The organism is Rhodococcus sp. G6(2025) (genome assembly GCF_058628105.1).
Window position 1 is genome coordinate 2,304,939 of sequence record NZ_CP179750.1, and the last position, 16,093, is coordinate 2,321,031.

The following is a 16,093-nucleotide window of genomic DNA, read 5'->3' on the forward strand; positions in this document are numbered from 1 at the left end:
GGCGCATCAGTCAATTTAGATTGTGGCGGCACTCACAGGGGCTGTCAACCCACTCGTCGCTGTCGCGGCGGGTGCCGCTCGGGAGGCGATGCGCTCTTGACATCGAGTGTGATCGCCCTCACGATGATTCATAACTGGCCCACCAGCCAACTATCCGACACCCTCTGTCCTGTCATCCGCGAGGAGCGTTCATGAAGACTGTGCACGATGGATCGACCACGGAGGACACGATGATGTCCTCGGCGGGAAGCACCGACGCCGAGGACGGTCAGCTGCCGCGCGGAATCCTCCCGACGTGGGCAGTGTTCGGCGTATCGCTCGGCATTCTGGCACCCGCGTCCACGCTTGCCCTCGCGATCGGTGTCGTCGTCACGATCGCCGGCAACCTCAGCTGGATCACCTGGGCCGTGACCTCGGTGCTGGTCCTCGGGTTCGCCGGGGGCATCGGCTGGCTGGCCAAACGCTTCACCACCACCGGCGGAACGTACGGACTCGCGGCTCGCGCGGCGGGCAAACCGGCCGGATTCTTCGTCATGGTCACCCACCTCGCGTCGTCACTCGTCGCGGGACCCGCGTGCGTGATCGGTTCGGCGATCTACCTCGACGCATTCCTCCAGAAGGTGGGTCTACTCGCGAGCACGTGGACGCTCGGCATCTGCGCCGGGGCCGTCGCGGTCGCGGTGACCGCCCTGAACCTTCGTGAAGTGAAGCTGTCCGCGAAGCTGCTGCTGGTGATCGAATTCTTCACGGTGGCAGTGATCGTCGTGCTCCTGATCGTGGTCCTCGCGAATTCGGACACCGGTGCGATCGACAGCAGGCAGTTCGACTTCCACGGCTTCAGTGCCACAGCGATACTCGCGACCGCGGGCTTCTCCGTGTTCTCCCTCGCCGGATTCGACCACGCCGCCACCTTGGGTCGGGAGGCGCGTCATCCCAAGCGGGCCATCAGCTTCGCCGTCGTCGGGTCGGTCCTGGCCTGCGGGGTGCTCTACATCGTCGCCACCTACATCATCGTGCTCGGCTTCCGCGGGTTGCCGATCGACAACATGAACGCACCCCTCGACACCCTGGCCGAGCACAACGGCGTCGGATGGCTCGGCTACCTGATCGACATCGGTGTCGCCATCAGCTTCTTCGGATCCACTCTCGGAGTCATGGCAGGCACCAGCCGGACCGTGTACACCCTGGCCCGCGACGGTCTGCTGCCCGCTCGCCTCGGCAAGGTCAGCGCCCGCCACGGAACTCCCGTCGGTGCGGTGACCACCCTCGGCGTCATCTACCTGGTGGCCGGGCTCCTCGGCGTGGTGGTGACCGCGGCGGAGACGTCGTACGGCCTGCTCGGGACGTACGCCGGCTACATGCTGATCGCCGCCTACGGACTCACAGCACTGGCGGCCGGCTACTGCGCGATCCGGTCGCGGTCGCTGCGCCTGGGTATCGGACTGGCGACCGTCCTCGCCGCGATCGGGTCCGTGCTCGTGTACTGGTACAGCTTCAACCCGTTCCCGTCCGGAGCGCGAGGTGTGGTCGCGTGGATCTTCTTCGCGACCGTGCTCGGCTACATCGCCCTGTACTGCTACCTGCGGCTCCGCAAGCCGCTCGTCTTCGCGCGGATCGGTGAGTCCGACCGGAAGACGACTCTCGAGGTCGATGCCGACGAGCACGCGGGCGCGGTGCGCTGACGTTGCTTCCCCGGACCTTCCCCGGACGAACGGGACGCTCGTTGTGCCAGATCGAACGAGCGTCCCGTTCGTCCGGGCGGTGGCAGGTGTCAGGCGCGTCCGGAGTCGTGCTCGGCGAGTGCCGGCGCGACGAACTGCTCGAGCATCGTGCGTTCGTCGGTGTCGTCGGCGCCCGGGACGGTGAGCAGAGAGACGATGATCCGGACGAGCCACCGTGCCTTCCGGGACGTCTCCTCTCCGGAGAACCCCGCCTGCCCCAGGAAGGCGGTGCCCAGCGATTCGATGACGTCCGACGAGTGCGCGATCTGCGCGGCGAGGCCGGAGTCGCCGAGCTGGAACCAGGCGGCCAGAATCGGGTCGGCGCGCACCAGCCGGATCGCGGCCAGCATCGCCTCCACGATCACGTCCTTCGGGTCGCCGGCCGCGGACACCTCCTCCGCGACCAGCGCGCCGATGCGCCGGGCCTCGCGGTGAACGAACGCCAGCTGCAACGACTGCCTGCTGTCGAAGTAGCGGTACAGCGTGGCCCGGGAACATCCGGCCGCCCGGGCGACCTCGGCCATACCGACGGCGGCGATGCCGTTCTCGACGTACAGCTGGGCCGCGACGTCGAGGATTCGCTCGGCGGCGAGGCGGGGGCGCTCGTCCCGCATCCAGTCGGCGGTCATGCTTCGCGCACCCGGAACGGAACGCTCGTCGGGCGGCGCACGTAATTGCCGTCCGCGTAGACGACGGCGTCGATGTCGACGGTGAAGTCGGGGCACCGGGCCAGCAGTTCCTCGAGCGCGATCCGCGCCTGCATCCGTGCCGCGGCCGCACCCAGGCAGTGGTGGGCCCCGTGGCTGAACGTGAGGATCTGCTTCGGACTGCGACGCACGTCCAGGACCTCGGAATCCGGTCCGAACCGGCGCGGATCGCGGTTCGCGGAGCCGTACAGCAGGAGTACCTTCCGTCCCTCGGGAACGACGGTGCCGTCGATCTCGACGTCGCGGGTCACCGTGCGGGCGAGGCCCTGGACGGGGGCGGTGAGCCGGAGCAATTCTTCGACGGCTTCGCCGACGAGCTCCGGATGTTCGATCAGATCGCGGCGCTGATCCCGGTGTTCGGTGAGCAACTGGACTGCGCCGCCGAGCATCCCGGTGGTGGTGTCGTTGCCGCCGGTGACCATCGTGAACGCGAAACCGAGGATGGAGAGCAGGCCGGTGATGTCGCCGTCGGCTCCCATCCCGCCCGCGACGAGGTGCGAGATCGTGTCGTCTCCGGGGTCGGTGCGCCGCCGCTCGATCAGTCCGGTGAAGTAGCCCATCAGTTCGGTGACCGCACCCGTCGCCTGCAGCGTGTCGCCCTGCGCATTGGCCGCGACGATGGCCTCGGTCCACCCGTCGAACTGCGCCCGGTCCTCGTCGGGGACACCGAGGTAGTGGGCGACGACCATGCTCGGCAGCGGCTTGAACAGTTCCTTCACCACATCGCCCTCACCTGCCTCCCGCAGTCGTTCGATGCGCTCCACCACGAACGCCCGGACGTCCGGCTCGACGGCGGTGACCTGCCGAGGGGTGAATCCCTTCGACACTTGACGGCGGAACGCGGTGTGGTCGGGCGGGTCGAGCATCACCAGCGGCGGATTGTCCTGCAGGCCGATCTTCTCCAGCTCGCCGTATGTCGTGGTGAGGCCGGCTGCGGAGGAGAAGGTCTCGGCGTCCCTGGCCGCCGCGTAGACGTCGGCGTGCCGGGATAACACCCAGTAGTCGTCGCCGGGTGCGCCCTCGGGGACGACGTGATGGACGGGGTCGTGGTCGCGCAGGCCTGCGTACATCGGCCACGGGGCGCGCCACGACTGTCCGGACCTCGGCACGAACGAGACGCTCGACACATGTGCGGTCATGTATCGATGGTGAGACACATTGCCCATTGTGTCAATGGTGCGGCTGTGACCTATCTAGCCGAACAGGGCGAACGCCACGACAGCGAGGACCAGCACGAGTACCGGGGTGAGGATGAGCAGCAACCCGAGCAGCCCGGGATTCTTCACCGGCCGATGGTCGATGGCGCCCTTGCTGAAACTGCTGAACGGCGACGCGTAGTACACCGGGGGAGCCGGGTGGTACCGGTTGTCGACGGTGATCTGCGCCCTGCCCTGCTCCCAGATCCACGGGACCGAGATCTGGATGTGGTGCACGCCCGGCGGTGCCGGAATTTCGTTGTGTCCCCACCGAAGCGGCACGGGATGGCCATTGATGCGGGCATTGGGGGTCACCAGCATCGGGCCCATCGGCGGCTTCTTCGCGTCGATGACGAGCGCGGTGGGTGAGGAGGCGGGCTGCATGAAGGGCGAGAGTATCACCCGGCTGCTGCCCGAAAAGTATGGCCTACTGGCCGGCTGCGATCCGGGCCTTCTCCAGAGCCGCGAGGGTGCGGAGCACGGTGGCGCGCTGCTTCTCGAGGTCGCTGATTCGAGCACGCGCGGCGAGGCCGGCGGGCTCACCGATCAGGTTCATCTGGGCGTCGATGGCCGAGAGCTGATCCAGCAAGCCCGTGACACGCGATTCGAGTGCGGCGACGTCGACGACATCGGTGCGCACCGGTGCCACCGGCGGGGTGGCCGACGTGCGGGACGCACTCGGGCGGGTCGACGCGGCGGCCGACGACGTTCCGGAATGAGCGGTGCTGCGCGGCTCCGACACCACACTGGCCGCCCGGGGACGAAGGGCCTTGCGCACCGCGGCCGGGTCCGGGAGTTCCGCGAGCTTCATCTCGTTGAGTTCGCGGCGGGCGTCGCGGGCGTTGACCCGGTGCTCACGCTCCTCGTCGTCGTCCGACTGCAACGTTCCGCCGAGCGGACGCAGACCGTACATGCCCAGGAAGCGGCGGGCCTCGTCGATGACCGATTCCTTCTCGCGGCAAGTGCCACAGCGAGGTTCGTTACGGAACATCTCGACGGCGTTGTCGTCTCCGCACCACACGCACGCCCCCGGCGACCAACGCCGGACGTTTCGAATTGCAGCGATATCGATAGGGCCGGAGAGAGTCTGCGCGTCGATCACGACGAGCCACAGTAGGGGAATTCGGGCGTGCGAGTCACATCGCCGTAAGTACGACCTGCGGTTCTGCGGCCGAGCGTGACGAAGATCATGCCGAGGCGCGCAAACTGCTCCGCAAACGCTGTGTGCCACACCTGTTTTCCCGACCGGTAAGTTTCATTCTCCGGCACCGATGACGGTGGTCAGCCACTCCACGAGCGGCCGCATCGAACGCCAGGCGGTGCGCACTTCGTCAGCGGCGCGGGGAGTTTCGATCCAGTCGGGGGAGAGGTAGCTCCGGCTGGCCGTGAGCGACTTGTGACGCATCAAGTCGAGTCGCGGGTGGTCCTCGGCGACGCCGCGAGGACGGGTCTTGAGTGTGTCGCCGCCGATCTCGAATCCCGCCGACCGGACCTTCTTCACGAGCCGGACGAGTTCGCGGCCCTTGCGGTCGTCGTCGACGGCGTCACGGAAACGCCCGACCTGCAGCGGGGTATGCGAGTAGAAGCCACCCGCCACGAACAGCCCGGCGGCATCGATCTGCACGTAGTAGCCCACGCCGGGGCGAGTTTCGACGAATCCACCCTGATGGGTCTTGTAAGGCGTCTTGTCCTTCGAGAACCGGACGTCGCGGTAGGGGCGAAACACCTTGCCCGCGCCGAACTCCGATTCGAGTTCCGCGAGCAGGGCGGTCATGGGTGCGCGCACGGAGTCGTCATAGACGGATTTGTGCGCGGTCCAGAAGCTCTTACTGTTGTCTGCCTCGAGGTCCTCGTAGAAGTCGAGAGCAGCGGTGGGGATCCCGGTGAACACAGGGAAAGGCTACGCCCGTGCGCCTTTCTGGTCGCTTCAGCTACCAAAAAGGCGCACGGGTGCGAAGCGCCTAGGCGTTGCCGTTGAACAGCGACGTGACCGAGCCGTTCTCGAAAACTTCCTTGATGGTGCGAGCCAGCAGCGGCGCGATGGACAGAACCGTGAGGGTCGGGAACTTCTTCGACTCGTCGATCGGGAGGGTGTTGGTGACGATGACTTCCTTGGCACCACACGCGGCGAGACGCTCGGCCGCCGGATCGGACAGGACACCGTGGGTGGCGGCGATGATCACGTCGCCCGCGCCGGCCTCCTTGAGGATCTTCACGGCGCCGGCGATGGTTCCACCGGTGTCGATCATGTCGTCGATCAGGATGCAGGTGTGGCCTTCGACGTCACCGACGACGCGGTTGGACTTCACCTGGTTGGGCACCAGCGGGTCGCGTGTCTTGTGGATGAATGCCAGCGGCGCGCCACCGAGGGTGTCGGCCCACTTCTCGGCGACCCGGACGCGACCGGAGTCGGGGGAGACGACGGCGATGTTCTCGGTGCCGTAGTTGCCGCGGATGTACTCGGCGAGCTGACCCTGGGCGTGCATGTGGTCGACGGGGCCGTCGAAGAAGCCCTGGATCTGGTCGGTGTGGAGGTCGACCGTGATGATGCGGTCGGCGCCTGCCGTCTTGAGGAGGTCGGCGATCAGGCGAGCCGAGATGGGCTCACGGCCGCGGTGCTTCTTGTCCTGGCGTGCGTACGGGTAGAACGGCAGGACCGCGGTGATGCGCTTGGCCGATCCGCGCTTGAGTGCGTCGATCATGATCAGCTGTTCCATCACCCACGTGTTCAGCGGGGCCGGGTGGCTCTGCAGCACGAAGGCGTCGGAGCCGCGGACCGACTCCTCGAAACGGACGAAGATCTCGCCGTTCGCGAAGTCACGGGCAGTCTGCGGGGTGACCCGCACGTCGAGTTCCTTCGCTACCTGTTCGGCCAGCTCCGGATGCGCGCGACCAGAAAAAAGCATGAGGTTCTTCTGGTTGTCGATCCAATTCGCGGTCACTGCTCTATGCCATCCTTTAAATCTTGCTTCTCGGTTTCGTGCAGATCTGAACTGTGGTGCAGTCCCGCGGCGGCTGCCGCCTCGGCGGCGGCGGTACCGGGCCGATTTCGTTGCACCCAGCCGTCAATATTGCGCTGCTTCCCGCCGGAGACCGCGAGTGCCCCCGGTGGTACGTCGAAACGCAGCACCGTGCCGGCGCCGGTGTAAGCACCGTCACCGACCTGTACCGGAGCGACGAACATGGTGTCCGACCCGGTCCGGACGTGTGACCCCACCACCGTACGGCTCTTGGCGACGCCGTCGTAATTGACGAACACGCTCGACGCACCGATGTTGCTGTGCTCGCCGATCGTGGCGTCGCCCACGTAGGTCAGGTGAGGAACTTTGGAGTGCGCCCCGATGTCGGCGTTCTTCGTCTCGACGAATGCGCCGAGCTTGCCGGACGCACCGAGGACGGTGCCGGGACGTAGGTAGGAGAACGGGCCGACGGTGGCGCCTGCGCCGATCGTCGATTCCGAGCCGTGGGTGCGCACCACGCTGGCGCCTTCGCCGACCGTCACGTCGGTGAGGGTGGTGTCGGGACCGATCACGGCGTCCTCGCCGACGGCGGTGGTGCCGAGCAGTTGCACTCCCGGATGGATGGTGACGTCGCGAGCGAGCGTGACGCCGACGTCGATCCAGGTGGTCGACGGATCGACGACGGTGACTCCGGCCCGCATCCAGTTCTCGACGGTGCGGCGGTTGAGTTCGGCGGCCAGCTTCGACAGCTGGACGCGATCGTTGGCGCCTGCGACCTTCGCGGAGTCGGACAGGTGGGCTGCGAAGACGGGTGCGCCGGCCTCGCGGGCGATCTTGACGACGTCGGTCAGGTACAGCTCGCCCTGCGCGTTGTTCGCATTGAGCTGCCCGAGCGCGGAGCGCAGGAACTCGGCGTCGAACGCGTACACGCCGGCGTTGACCTCGGTGATGGCCGCCTGCTCCTCGGTGGCGTCGGCCTCTTCCACGATCTCGGCGATCTCACCGTCGTGGGGTTGGCGCACGATCCGCCCGTAGCCGCGGGGCTCGGGAGCGGTGAACGTCAGGACCGTGACCGCCGCGGGGGTGGGTTCGCTGCGGTGCTCGTCGACGAGAGCGTGCAGGGTGTGGCCGTCGAGGAGCGGGACGTCCGCGGCGGTGACCAGCACGGTCCCGCGGAAGTCGGCGGGCAGAGCGGACAGGCCGCACTCGACGGCGTGCCCGGTGCCGTTCTGCTCTTCCTGGACGGCGACCGCGATCGGGCGGCCAAGTTCGGTCTCGAGGGCGCTGACGGCGACCCCGACGCGTTCCTTGTCGTGCCCGACGACGGTGACGAGGTGCGTCGGATCGATCTCCGCGGCGGCGTGCAGGGAATGCGCCAGCATCGTGCGTCCGCCCAGTGCGTGCAACACCTTGGGGGTCTTCGACCGCATCCGAGTTCCCGCGCCGGCGGCGAGGACGACCACGGCGGTCTGCACTGGCATGAAGCTCCCTCTGGGTCGTTCTGCTCTTGCTGTTCTCGACAGCTCCACCTGCAGGAATTCGCTCCGCAGGCTCCGCTCCGCCGCCAGGACTCGAACCTGAACTATCTGAACCAAAATCAGAGGTGCTGCCATTACACTACGGCGGATTGCCACACACACGGGGTGTCACGCCCGTTTGCGCGAGAGAATCCTCGCATGCCGACCCGCCGCCCGTCGAACCGCTGCGGAAATTTGTCCCGAACGCCCCGATAGAGTGGGTGCTACCTGCAGTGTTTCGACGCTGCCCGCGGCGCTTGGTCGTCGCGAGTGTCAGGAAAGGATGGTGCCTCGGTGCCCCGACCCACGGACGTGGACGCGACCCCCGAGAGGGCGGTCCGCACCCGGATGACCGGTACGCAACGCCGGGAGCAGTTGATCGAGATCGGTCGTGCGCTGTTCGCCGAGCGAGGCTACGAGGCGACGTCGATCGAGGAGATCGCACAGCGGGCGCACGTCTCCAAGCCCGTCGTCTACGAACATTTCGGCGGCAAAGAGGGCCTCTATGCCGTGGTCGTGGATCGGGAGATGTCGAGGCTGCTGGAGATGGTGACGTCGTCGCTGAAGCAGAACCGCTCCCGGGTCCGGGTCGAGCGGGTCGCGCTGGCGCTGCTGACCTATGTGGAGGAGCACACCGACGGATTCCGCATCCTCGTCCGCGACTCTCCGGTGGCGGCACCGGACGGAACGTATTCGAGCCTGCTCAACGAGGCGATCGGTCAGGTCGGGCACATCCTCGCCGGCGATTTTTCGCGGCGTGGCTTCAATCCCGATTTGGCCCTGCTCTACGCGCAGGCGCTGGTCGGTATGGTGTCCACCACCGCGACGTGGTGGCTGGACGAGCGGACGCCTCCGAAGGAAGTCGTCGCCGCGCATCTGGTCAACCTGTGCTGGAACGGGTTGACCAATCTCGAGGCGGATCCCCAGTTGGGCACCGATCGGCCCCGCACGACACCTCAGTGAACGTGTTCTCGTTTTCCGACTCGCGGTTCAACTTCACTAGGGCTGCGCCTGTCAAGTGCTAGGGTTCGCTGGAGTTTGCGCGCCCCGTCGGGGGGGTTGTTCGGGAGGCAGTCGATGGCGAGACAGGTTCGAGCAGAGGTAACTCGGGCGTCGGTCCTGATGGCGGCGGCCGACGTATTTTTGCGCCTCGGGTACGCCAACGCGGGTCTCAACGAGATCATCGAGCAGTCCGGTGTGACCAAAGGTGCGTTGTACTTCCACTTCAGTTCGAAGGAAGACCTGGCCCGCGGTGTCATCGACGAGGGCCAGATCCGGCTCACGGCCGGAATGACGTCCGTCAGTGACGGGCCGACGCCGGCGCTGGAAGCGCTCGTCGCTCTGTCCTACGTGGCGATCGAGGCGGCGAGTTCCGATCCGATCGTCGCGGCGATGTTGCGACTGCAGCACGAGATCGGTGACTATCAAGGGACGCACGGCAACGTGGTGGCCTCGTGGCAGCAGGGTTTCGAACGACTCGTCGCACGTGCGGTCGAGGAGGGCGATATTCTCGCGGAGGACGACGTCTCCACGGGGACGCTTTCCACCTTTCTGCTCGGGTCGTTGCTGGGAGCGCATGTGGTCGCGACCGCGACCGGCGCCTTCGACGATCTTCCGCGCCGCATGGAGCGGGTCTGGTACTTCATTCTTCCCGGGCTTGTCGAGCCGTCGAAGCTGGTGTATTTCAGGCAGTTCGCCTCGCGGCGTCTTCTGCGCTAGAAAACCGCCTCCGCGGAAGAGGTTTCCGCGATAACTGCTCGATCGACGCCACATTGTTAGGTGTATGACGGTCTGAAGTCGAGGCTTCGTGTTAACACACCTTGAATCTAAGAAAATCCCTTAAAAAAGACTTTGAGTATGTACTTTGCCAGACAAAACTGTTTCGGACCCGAGTTGAATGGAATGCGACGGCACGGTCAGGGTTTGCCCAGTTCGACGCTGCGCTTTGCGACACCAATGACCCCGTCTCCGGTTACCGAAGGATGTATTGTGAAATCTCGTCCCCTGAATTACCGGGTGGTCGAAAGATAACTGCCATTGCAAACCCAATGAGCCGATGACATCGGAGGGTGCCCGATGCCGTTCGTCATTGTCGAACGCGAAGAGACGCTGGTCGCTGGACTGGCCGTCCGTAGCCCCAAGCGGGCGCTCGGAGAAGCCCGCGACAAGGCTCTCGAAAAGACGTGGTCGACTCTTCTCGCGCAGAACGTGGATCGGCCTCTGGCGTCCGCTTATGTCGACCACGCGCCCGAGATCAATTCGTACTACACGCAAATCGTGGGCTACGAGTGCTCCACCATCGACCAGGTCGGACGTGGGCACCTGGTGTCGCGGATACCTGCGGGGACGTATGCCAAATTCTCCTCGGTCGGAACGTTTCCCGATCTCTTCGACGCCCTCTGGGGGCAGATTCGTGACGCGGAGGAATCGCATCAAATTCAGCGGTCCTACACCGGCGATTTCGAGTTCTATCCGCACGCATTCGGCATCGATCTGTACGTGGCGATAGTGCCACCCGCCACCAGGCAGGGGCAGCAATGAGTTTCGAGATCGTCAAGCGTGAGTCCGCCGACTTCGGGGGACTCATTCTCCCGCGTATCGAACTGGGTCCCTCGGCGCACGCCACCGACCTGATGAAGTTCACGCGTGAGCGTGTCCAGCAGCGAGGTGTCGAGGAACTGACCACCGTCTACGTCGCGGTCCCCGATCTCGGGTGGACTGCGGTGATCGGATACCGCTGTATCGACCTCGATCATCTCGAGATCGGCGACGTCCTGGTGCGTGTCCCGTCCGGGTATTTCGCCAAGTTCACACCCGACGGGCGATCGTCCGACCCGATCGAGGACGTGTGGATTCAGGCCGAGCTGGCCGAGAAGGAAGGGCGCATCGAGCGAGCCTACGCGGAGGAGATCGAGGTCTTCCGCGCACCGAGCAGCGTCGAGCTGTTCATTTCCCTCACCTAATTGCAGGCGGAAATTACCGACCTGAAGTTTGTTTTTGGGCCCATTAGTGGCATCACAGGTGACAAATCCGGAGTAAACGCGGAAAATAGGTAGCCGCGGGGCTGTGACCGGGTGTTCGTGTGTCCAGTTCTTGGGGTCTTTACGTAACCCGTGAGTCCCCGGAATTGCCGCACCGACGCCCGATGGGAATACCAATGTCTGTTGAACAGCTGACGAATCCGCAGATAGACGTACGGTCGACGGAGACCATACTCGATCGAACTCTGAGTGTGTGGGATCCGCGGTCGGAGTGTCGCTTCGTTGTCGCCCGGCCCTCCGACGAGCCGACGCTCTGGGAAGAGTATCTCGAGGGAGCACTCGCGGGCTATCGCAAGTACGGCGCCGAGAAGGCGCTCGAGTACCGCCGGATTCAGGCCGGCGACACCACCGCACTGTTCTTCGTCGCCATCGATCCGAACGGTTCTGTCGCAGCCGGCGTCCGCGCCCAGGGGCCATATCTTGTCGCTGATCAGGCGCATGCGATCACGGAATGGGGAACGGATCCCGGAGCTCCCGCCGTCCGCCGGATGATCGAGGACCGGCTGCCGTTCGGTGTCGTGGAAGCGAAGGGCGCATGGGTGGCGGACGCGGCCGCACGGCGAGGTGAACTCGTCGGCGCACTGGGTCGCATCGCCACCTTCTCGATGGATCTGCTCGACGTCCAGTTCATGCTCGCGACCGCCGGGTCCCACGTCCTGGACACGTGGCGAACCACCGGTGGCGTGGTGGCCGACCACATTGCTCCCGTGCCCTATCCGGATGACCGCTACGAGACCCGGCTGATGTGGTGGGATCGGAGTAGGCGCAGGGGCCGCGCCGAATCCATGCAGCTGGCCCAACTGTTACTCACGACGTCCCGACCGACGCCGTCGGCAGGCATCGCGACGGGGACGGGAGGAAACGTCGTCCGGCCGATGCGGAGCGTCTCGTGACCGAAACCCACGGTGAGTACACCGCACTGCTGCTCGACGAGGGCCACTCCGGGGACGCGGCGGTACTGGACCGTCTCCGCCGCGACCCCGCGGTGGTCTTCGTCGATCGGCTCGACCAACAGATCGAGAGCCTCCGTTCCCTCGTCCCCACACCGGGACCTGGTGCGCTGGACGAGGCTCCGGTGTGGGCGTACTACTCGTGGCGACGGACCGTGGTGCGTCTGCTCGGACCCGCATCGTTCCGGTTGCTGCGGCTGGACCGGAATCGGAACAAGATCACCGCGCAGGAACAGGAACGCCTCAGGAACGTGACCGTGGGGATCGTCGGACTGAGCGTCGGTCACGCGGTCGCGTTGGCTCTTACGCTGGAAGGTGCGTGTGGCGGCCTGCGGCTCGCGGACTTCGACACCCTCGAACTGTCCAACTTGAACCGGGTTCCCGGCACCGTTCTCGACCTCGGCGTGAACAAGGCCGTGGTCGCCGCCCGCCGTATCGCGGAGATCGACCCCTACGTCACTGTGACGTTGTGGGAGGACGGTCTCGACGTCGAGTCGGTGGCCGAATTCCTGGACGGCACGGACGTGGTGATCGACGAATGCGACTCCCTCGACGTCAAAGTGTCCCTGCGACGGGAGGCCAAGCGAAGGGGATTGCCGGTGCTGATGGCGACCAGTGACCGGGGTCTGCTGGACGTCGAGCGATTCGACCTCGAACCCGACCGGCCCGTCTTCCACGGAGTAATCGGTGACGTCGACGTGGAGTCGCTGACGGGGCTCGGCTCGCGGGACAAGATTCCGCTCGTCCTTCGGATTCTCGACGCCGGTGAGCTGTCGGCGACGATGGCCGCGTCGTTGGTGGAAGTGGACGAAACCATCTCCACCTGGCCTCAGCTCGGGGGCGAGGTGCTGCTCGGCGGTGCGCAGGTCGCGGCGGCGGTGCGGCGCATCGGGCTCGGACAGCCGCTCGCACCAGGTCGGTGCCGCATGGATCTGGACCAGCATCTCGATGCCCTCACCGATCCGCCGAGACCGCACGATCTGCCGGAGGAGCCCGCGGATCGTGCGGTGCCCGCACCGGTCTCGCACGACGCCGTCGACGCCGTCGTGCATGCCGCAGCCCGCGCGCCGTCCGGCGGCAACGTCCAGCCGTGGACGATAGCGGCGGATGACGCGGGGCTGACCATCTCCGTGGCCCCGGAGCACACGACAGCGATGGACGTCGGGTACCGCGGCAGTTGTGTCGCCGTCGGCGCCGCGCTGCACAACGCCCGGATCGCCGCGTCGGCCGCCGGACTGCTCGGCGCCGTGACGGTCCACGACGGCGACGAAGGACTTCCCGTCGCCACGATGACGTTCGGCAGCGGGAACGCCCGCGAACTCACCGACCGCTACGAGCACATGCTCGACCGGACCACCAATCGCAGGCCGGGCGTGCCCCGGCCCTTGGACGACACGCAGGCGGGACTTCTCGCGGAGGCGGCCTCGCTCGAGGGCGCACGCCTCTGCCTGGTGACCGACCGGGACGACATCGCGACGATCGGAGCGATTCTCGCGGAGTCGGACCGCATCCGATTCCTCACACCGACCCTGCACCGCGAAATGATCGGCGAGTTGCGGTGGCCGCCGCTGGATTCGGTCGAGACCGGCATCGACGTTCGCGCACTGGAACTTGATTCGGCGGAACTGTCGACCCTCGCGCTGCTGCGAAGACCCGACGTCATGGAACGACTCGGCGAACTGGACGCGGGACGCGCGCTGGGCAAGTCGACCGCGGACCGTGTGGCGTCGAGCTCGGCTGTCGCGGTCGTCGCCATTCCGGGCAGCACCCCTCGGGACTACGTGCGCGGCGGTGAGGCGACCGAGAGCGTGTGGATCCACGCCCAGGCTCTCGGGCTCGCCGTTCAACCGATTTCGCCGGTGTTTCTCTACGGTGTGGAAAGTGCGGAACTCGAACAACTCTCACCACGGTATGCGGCACCATTGGAGAGGCTGCGGGAGGAACTGTTCGACGTCGTCGGCGCGAAGGCAGGTGAAGCGCTCGCCATGGTGTTACGGCTCAGCCACGCGCCTGGCCCGTCGGTTCGGAGCGAGCGCCTCGCCGACCGGCTTCGCAGGCGGATATCGTAACGACAGGAGGGCCCGTGAACACCGAGAAGCAAACCGAAAAGCTCGAGACCCTGGTGACAACCGTGGCGTCCCGGCTCACGCCTGTCGATGCGGTCTCGTTCAAGCCCGTGGCCACCCGCGTGCTGCAGGATCTCGTGGAGCACTTCGAGGTCGACACCAGCTTCCTCCGGTTCACCGACCACGAGATCGCGGCGACGGTCCTGGTCGCCGAATACCCGCTCCGACCATTCATCCCCGACCCCGACCCGCTCGGCGTCGTCTACTTCAAGGACGCCGACTCGACGTTCGCCCAGATCGAGCACCAGAAGGAAGTGGCCATCTTCCGTCCGGAGGTGTCCGGTCCGGATTACAACGAGCGGGTCCGCGAGGCGTCCGGGGTGCCGCAGGTGTCGCTCGCAGCCGTTCCACTGCTGTCCGGTGACACGACGACGGGCACGCTCGGATTCATCAAGTTCGGCGACCGCGACTGGACGCCCCCGGAGGTCGACGTCCTCAAGGCGATCGCCGCCCTGCTCGCCCAGGTCCAGGCGCGCATCGTCGTCGAGGAGCAGTTGCGCTACTCGGCCGACCACGATTCCCTCACCGGTCTCAGCAACCGGCGCGCGCTCTACCACCACTTGGACACTCGCCTCGCCGAATCCGAAGCCGGGTCGGTCGCGATCCTGTTCCTCGACCTGGACCGGTTGAAGCCTCTCAACGACTTCTTCGGTCACGGAGCCGGTGACGGGTTCATCTCGACGATCGCGGACCGGCTCAGATCGACCAGCGAGACCGACGACCTCGTCTCCCGGCTGGGCGGCGACGAATTCGTGCTCGTGCTCGGCGGGTCGGTGGGCCTGGAGGAGGCGGAGGTGCGGGCGCAGCACATCCGCGACGTCGTCACCGAACGGGTGCGTCTCGGCCGCGAGGTGGTCAGCCGCAGTGTCAGTATCGGCGTCGCGGCCGGAATTCCGGGCAAGGCCACCACCAGTTCGCTCCTCAGCCAGGCCGACCAGGCCGTCATGGTCGCGAAGACCAAGGGCGGTAATGCGATCAGCGTGTTCACCGACGAGATGCAGGAGGAGAGCGAGAAACGCAACGTGATCGAGCTCAGTCTGCGTGCGGCCATCGCGGACGAGTCGCTGTTCCTCGAGTACCAGCCCGAGGTCGACCTGCGGACCGGTCGGATCATCGGCGTGGAGGCCCTGGTGCGGTGGAATCACCCGCTGCTCGGGTTGCTGCAGCCGGCGTCGTTCATCGACGTCGCCGAGGCGACGAATGTGGCCGGAGAGCTCGGGCGCTGGGTGATCCGGAAGGCCTGCCGGCAGTGGGCCGACTGGCGGTCGCAGGTACCCGAGCTGGATCTGGATCTGCGCGTCAACGTCTCGCCGGGACAGTTGGCCGGTCTGGACTTCCTCGACGTCGTTGCCAGTGCGTTGACGGAATTCGACCTTCGGAAGGGCGCGCTGTGCCTGGAGATCACCGAGAACGCAGTGCTCAGTGATCTGACCTGGACGCGTGAAGCGCTCGAAGGTTTGCACGCGATGGACGTGGAGGTCGCGATCGACGACTTCGGCACCGGGTTCAGCTCCCTCAGCCACCTCAAGGCGCTGCCGGTGGGGACGCTGAAGATCGACAAAGGCTTCGTGATGAACCTGGACACCAACCCCGAGGATCGGGCGATCGTGAAGTCCATCATCGGGCTCGCCGAATCGTTCGGCCTGGAGTTGGTCGCGGAGGGCGTCGAGAACGTCGAGTCGGCCCGGCAACTTCTCGACATGGGATGCCATCGGGCGCAGGGCTTCCTGTTCAGCCGGCCGGTCTCGGCGGAGAAGATCGGCACGTTGCTGGCGGCCGGAGCCATCGAGGTCGGGTTGTAGCTCGACTACGAGCCCGGCGTGTCGGTGAGTTCCAGACGAATCGCGTGCGTCGGATTTGCTGCTTGATCGCGTT

At 66.1% G+C, this 16,093-nt stretch carries 15 protein-coding genes and 1 tRNA gene; 8 read left to right on the plus strand and 8 right to left on the minus strand.

Features of this window, described 5'->3' with window-relative positions; genetic code table 11:
- Positions 1 to 191: 191 nt before the first annotated feature.
- The gene (locus ACLIVD_RS10415; protein WP_491932429.1) at positions 192 to 1,682 is read left to right on the plus strand and encodes an APC family permease; all 1,491 of its coding nucleotides are present in this window, start codon (positions 192 to 194) and stop codon (positions 1,680 to 1,682) included.
- 89 nt (positions 1,683 to 1,771) lie between these two features.
- Here ACLIVD_RS10415 and ACLIVD_RS10420 read toward each other — a convergent pair whose 3' ends face one another.
- From ACLIVD_RS10420 to ACLIVD_RS10455, 8 genes are all read right to left on the minus strand, one after another.
- The gene (locus ACLIVD_RS10420; RefSeq protein WP_491932430.1) at positions 1,772 to 2,350 is read right to left on the minus strand and encodes a TetR/AcrR family transcriptional regulator; all 579 of its coding nucleotides are present in this window, start codon (positions 2,348 to 2,350) and stop codon (positions 1,772 to 1,774) included.
- Entirely contained in the window at positions 2,347 to 3,567 is a 1,221-nt protein-coding gene (locus ACLIVD_RS10425) for a cytochrome P450 (RefSeq protein ID WP_283354511.1), read from the minus strand. Before ACLIVD_RS10425 ends, ACLIVD_RS10420 begins: the two co-directional genes overlap by 4 nt.
- Positions 3,568 to 3,621: 54 nt before the next feature.
- Positions 3,622 to 4,026, minus strand: coding sequence for a hypothetical protein (locus tag ACLIVD_RS10430; RefSeq protein WP_241961809.1), 405 nt, complete (start codon positions 4,024 to 4,026; stop codon positions 3,622 to 3,624).
- 25 nt (positions 4,027 to 4,051) lie between these two features.
- Entirely contained in the window at positions 4,052 to 4,615 is a 564-nt protein-coding gene (locus ACLIVD_RS10435; protein WP_283331461.1) for a hypothetical protein, read from the minus strand.
- A 264-nt stretch (positions 4,616 to 4,879) separates the two neighbouring features.
- Positions 4,880 to 5,515 carry a DUF2461 domain-containing protein gene (locus ACLIVD_RS10440; RefSeq protein WP_317568132.1) on the minus strand — a complete coding sequence of 212 codons (636 nt, stop codon included), beginning with the start codon at positions 5,513 to 5,515 and terminating at the stop codon, positions 4,880 to 4,882.
- A gap of 70 nt (positions 5,516 to 5,585) precedes the next feature.
- Positions 5,586 to 6,566, minus strand: coding sequence for a ribose-phosphate diphosphokinase (locus tag ACLIVD_RS10445; RefSeq protein WP_005255561.1), 981 nt, complete (start codon positions 6,564 to 6,566; stop codon positions 5,586 to 5,588).
- A complete protein-coding gene (glmU, locus tag ACLIVD_RS10450; RefSeq protein ID WP_283331460.1) occupies positions 6,563 to 8,065 on the minus strand; it encodes a bifunctional UDP-N-acetylglucosamine diphosphorylase/glucosamine-1-phosphate N-acetyltransferase GlmU in 1,503 nt (500 codons plus the stop codon). The genes ACLIVD_RS10445 and glmU overlap by 4 nt, the downstream gene beginning before the upstream one ends.
- A 75-nt stretch (positions 8,066 to 8,140) precedes the next feature.
- Positions 8,141 to 8,211 (minus strand) — tRNA-Gln (locus tag ACLIVD_RS10455).
- 238 nt (positions 8,212 to 8,449) lie between these two features.
- Here ACLIVD_RS10455 and ACLIVD_RS10460 point away from each other — a divergent pair.
- The 7 genes from ACLIVD_RS10460 (at position 8,450) to ACLIVD_RS10490 (ending at position 16,020) form a co-directional block, all read left to right on the plus strand.
- A complete protein-coding gene (locus ACLIVD_RS10460; protein ID WP_206031502.1) occupies positions 8,450 to 9,064 on the plus strand; it encodes a TetR/AcrR family transcriptional regulator in 615 nt (204 codons plus the stop codon).
- A gap of 114 nt (positions 9,065 to 9,178) precedes the next feature.
- Positions 9,179 to 9,820 (plus strand): ScbR family autoregulator-binding transcription factor, encoded by a 642-nt coding sequence (locus ACLIVD_RS10465; RefSeq protein ID WP_037203446.1) that lies wholly within the window; start codon positions 9,179 to 9,181, stop codon positions 9,818 to 9,820.
- A 357-nt stretch (positions 9,821 to 10,177) separates the two neighbouring features.
- On the plus strand, positions 10,178 to 10,642 hold the full coding sequence (locus tag ACLIVD_RS10470) for a GyrI-like domain-containing protein (RefSeq protein WP_283331458.1): 465 nt from the start codon (positions 10,178 to 10,180) through the stop codon (positions 10,640 to 10,642).
- A complete protein-coding gene (locus ACLIVD_RS10475; protein ID WP_283331457.1) occupies positions 10,639 to 11,064 on the plus strand; it encodes a hypothetical protein in 426 nt (141 codons plus the stop codon). The genes ACLIVD_RS10470 and ACLIVD_RS10475 overlap by 4 nt, the downstream gene beginning before the upstream one ends.
- Positions 11,065 to 11,258: 194 nt before the next feature.
- Positions 11,259 to 12,035 (plus strand): hypothetical protein, encoded by a 777-nt coding sequence (locus tag ACLIVD_RS10480; protein WP_283331456.1) that lies wholly within the window; start codon positions 11,259 to 11,261, stop codon positions 12,033 to 12,035.
- Positions 12,032 to 14,161: an Rv1355c family protein gene (locus tag ACLIVD_RS10485; protein ID WP_283331455.1), complete on the plus strand. Its 2,130-nt coding sequence runs from the start codon at positions 12,032 to 12,034 to the stop codon at positions 14,159 to 14,161. The genes ACLIVD_RS10480 and ACLIVD_RS10485 overlap by 4 nt, the downstream gene beginning before the upstream one ends.
- A gap of 14 nt (positions 14,162 to 14,175) precedes the next feature.
- Positions 14,176 to 16,020 carry a putative bifunctional diguanylate cyclase/phosphodiesterase gene (locus ACLIVD_RS10490; RefSeq protein ID WP_283331454.1) on the plus strand — a complete coding sequence of 615 codons (1,845 nt, stop codon included), beginning with the start codon at positions 14,176 to 14,178 and terminating at the stop codon, positions 16,018 to 16,020.
- The last annotated feature ends 73 nt before the right edge of the window (positions 16,021 to 16,093 follow it).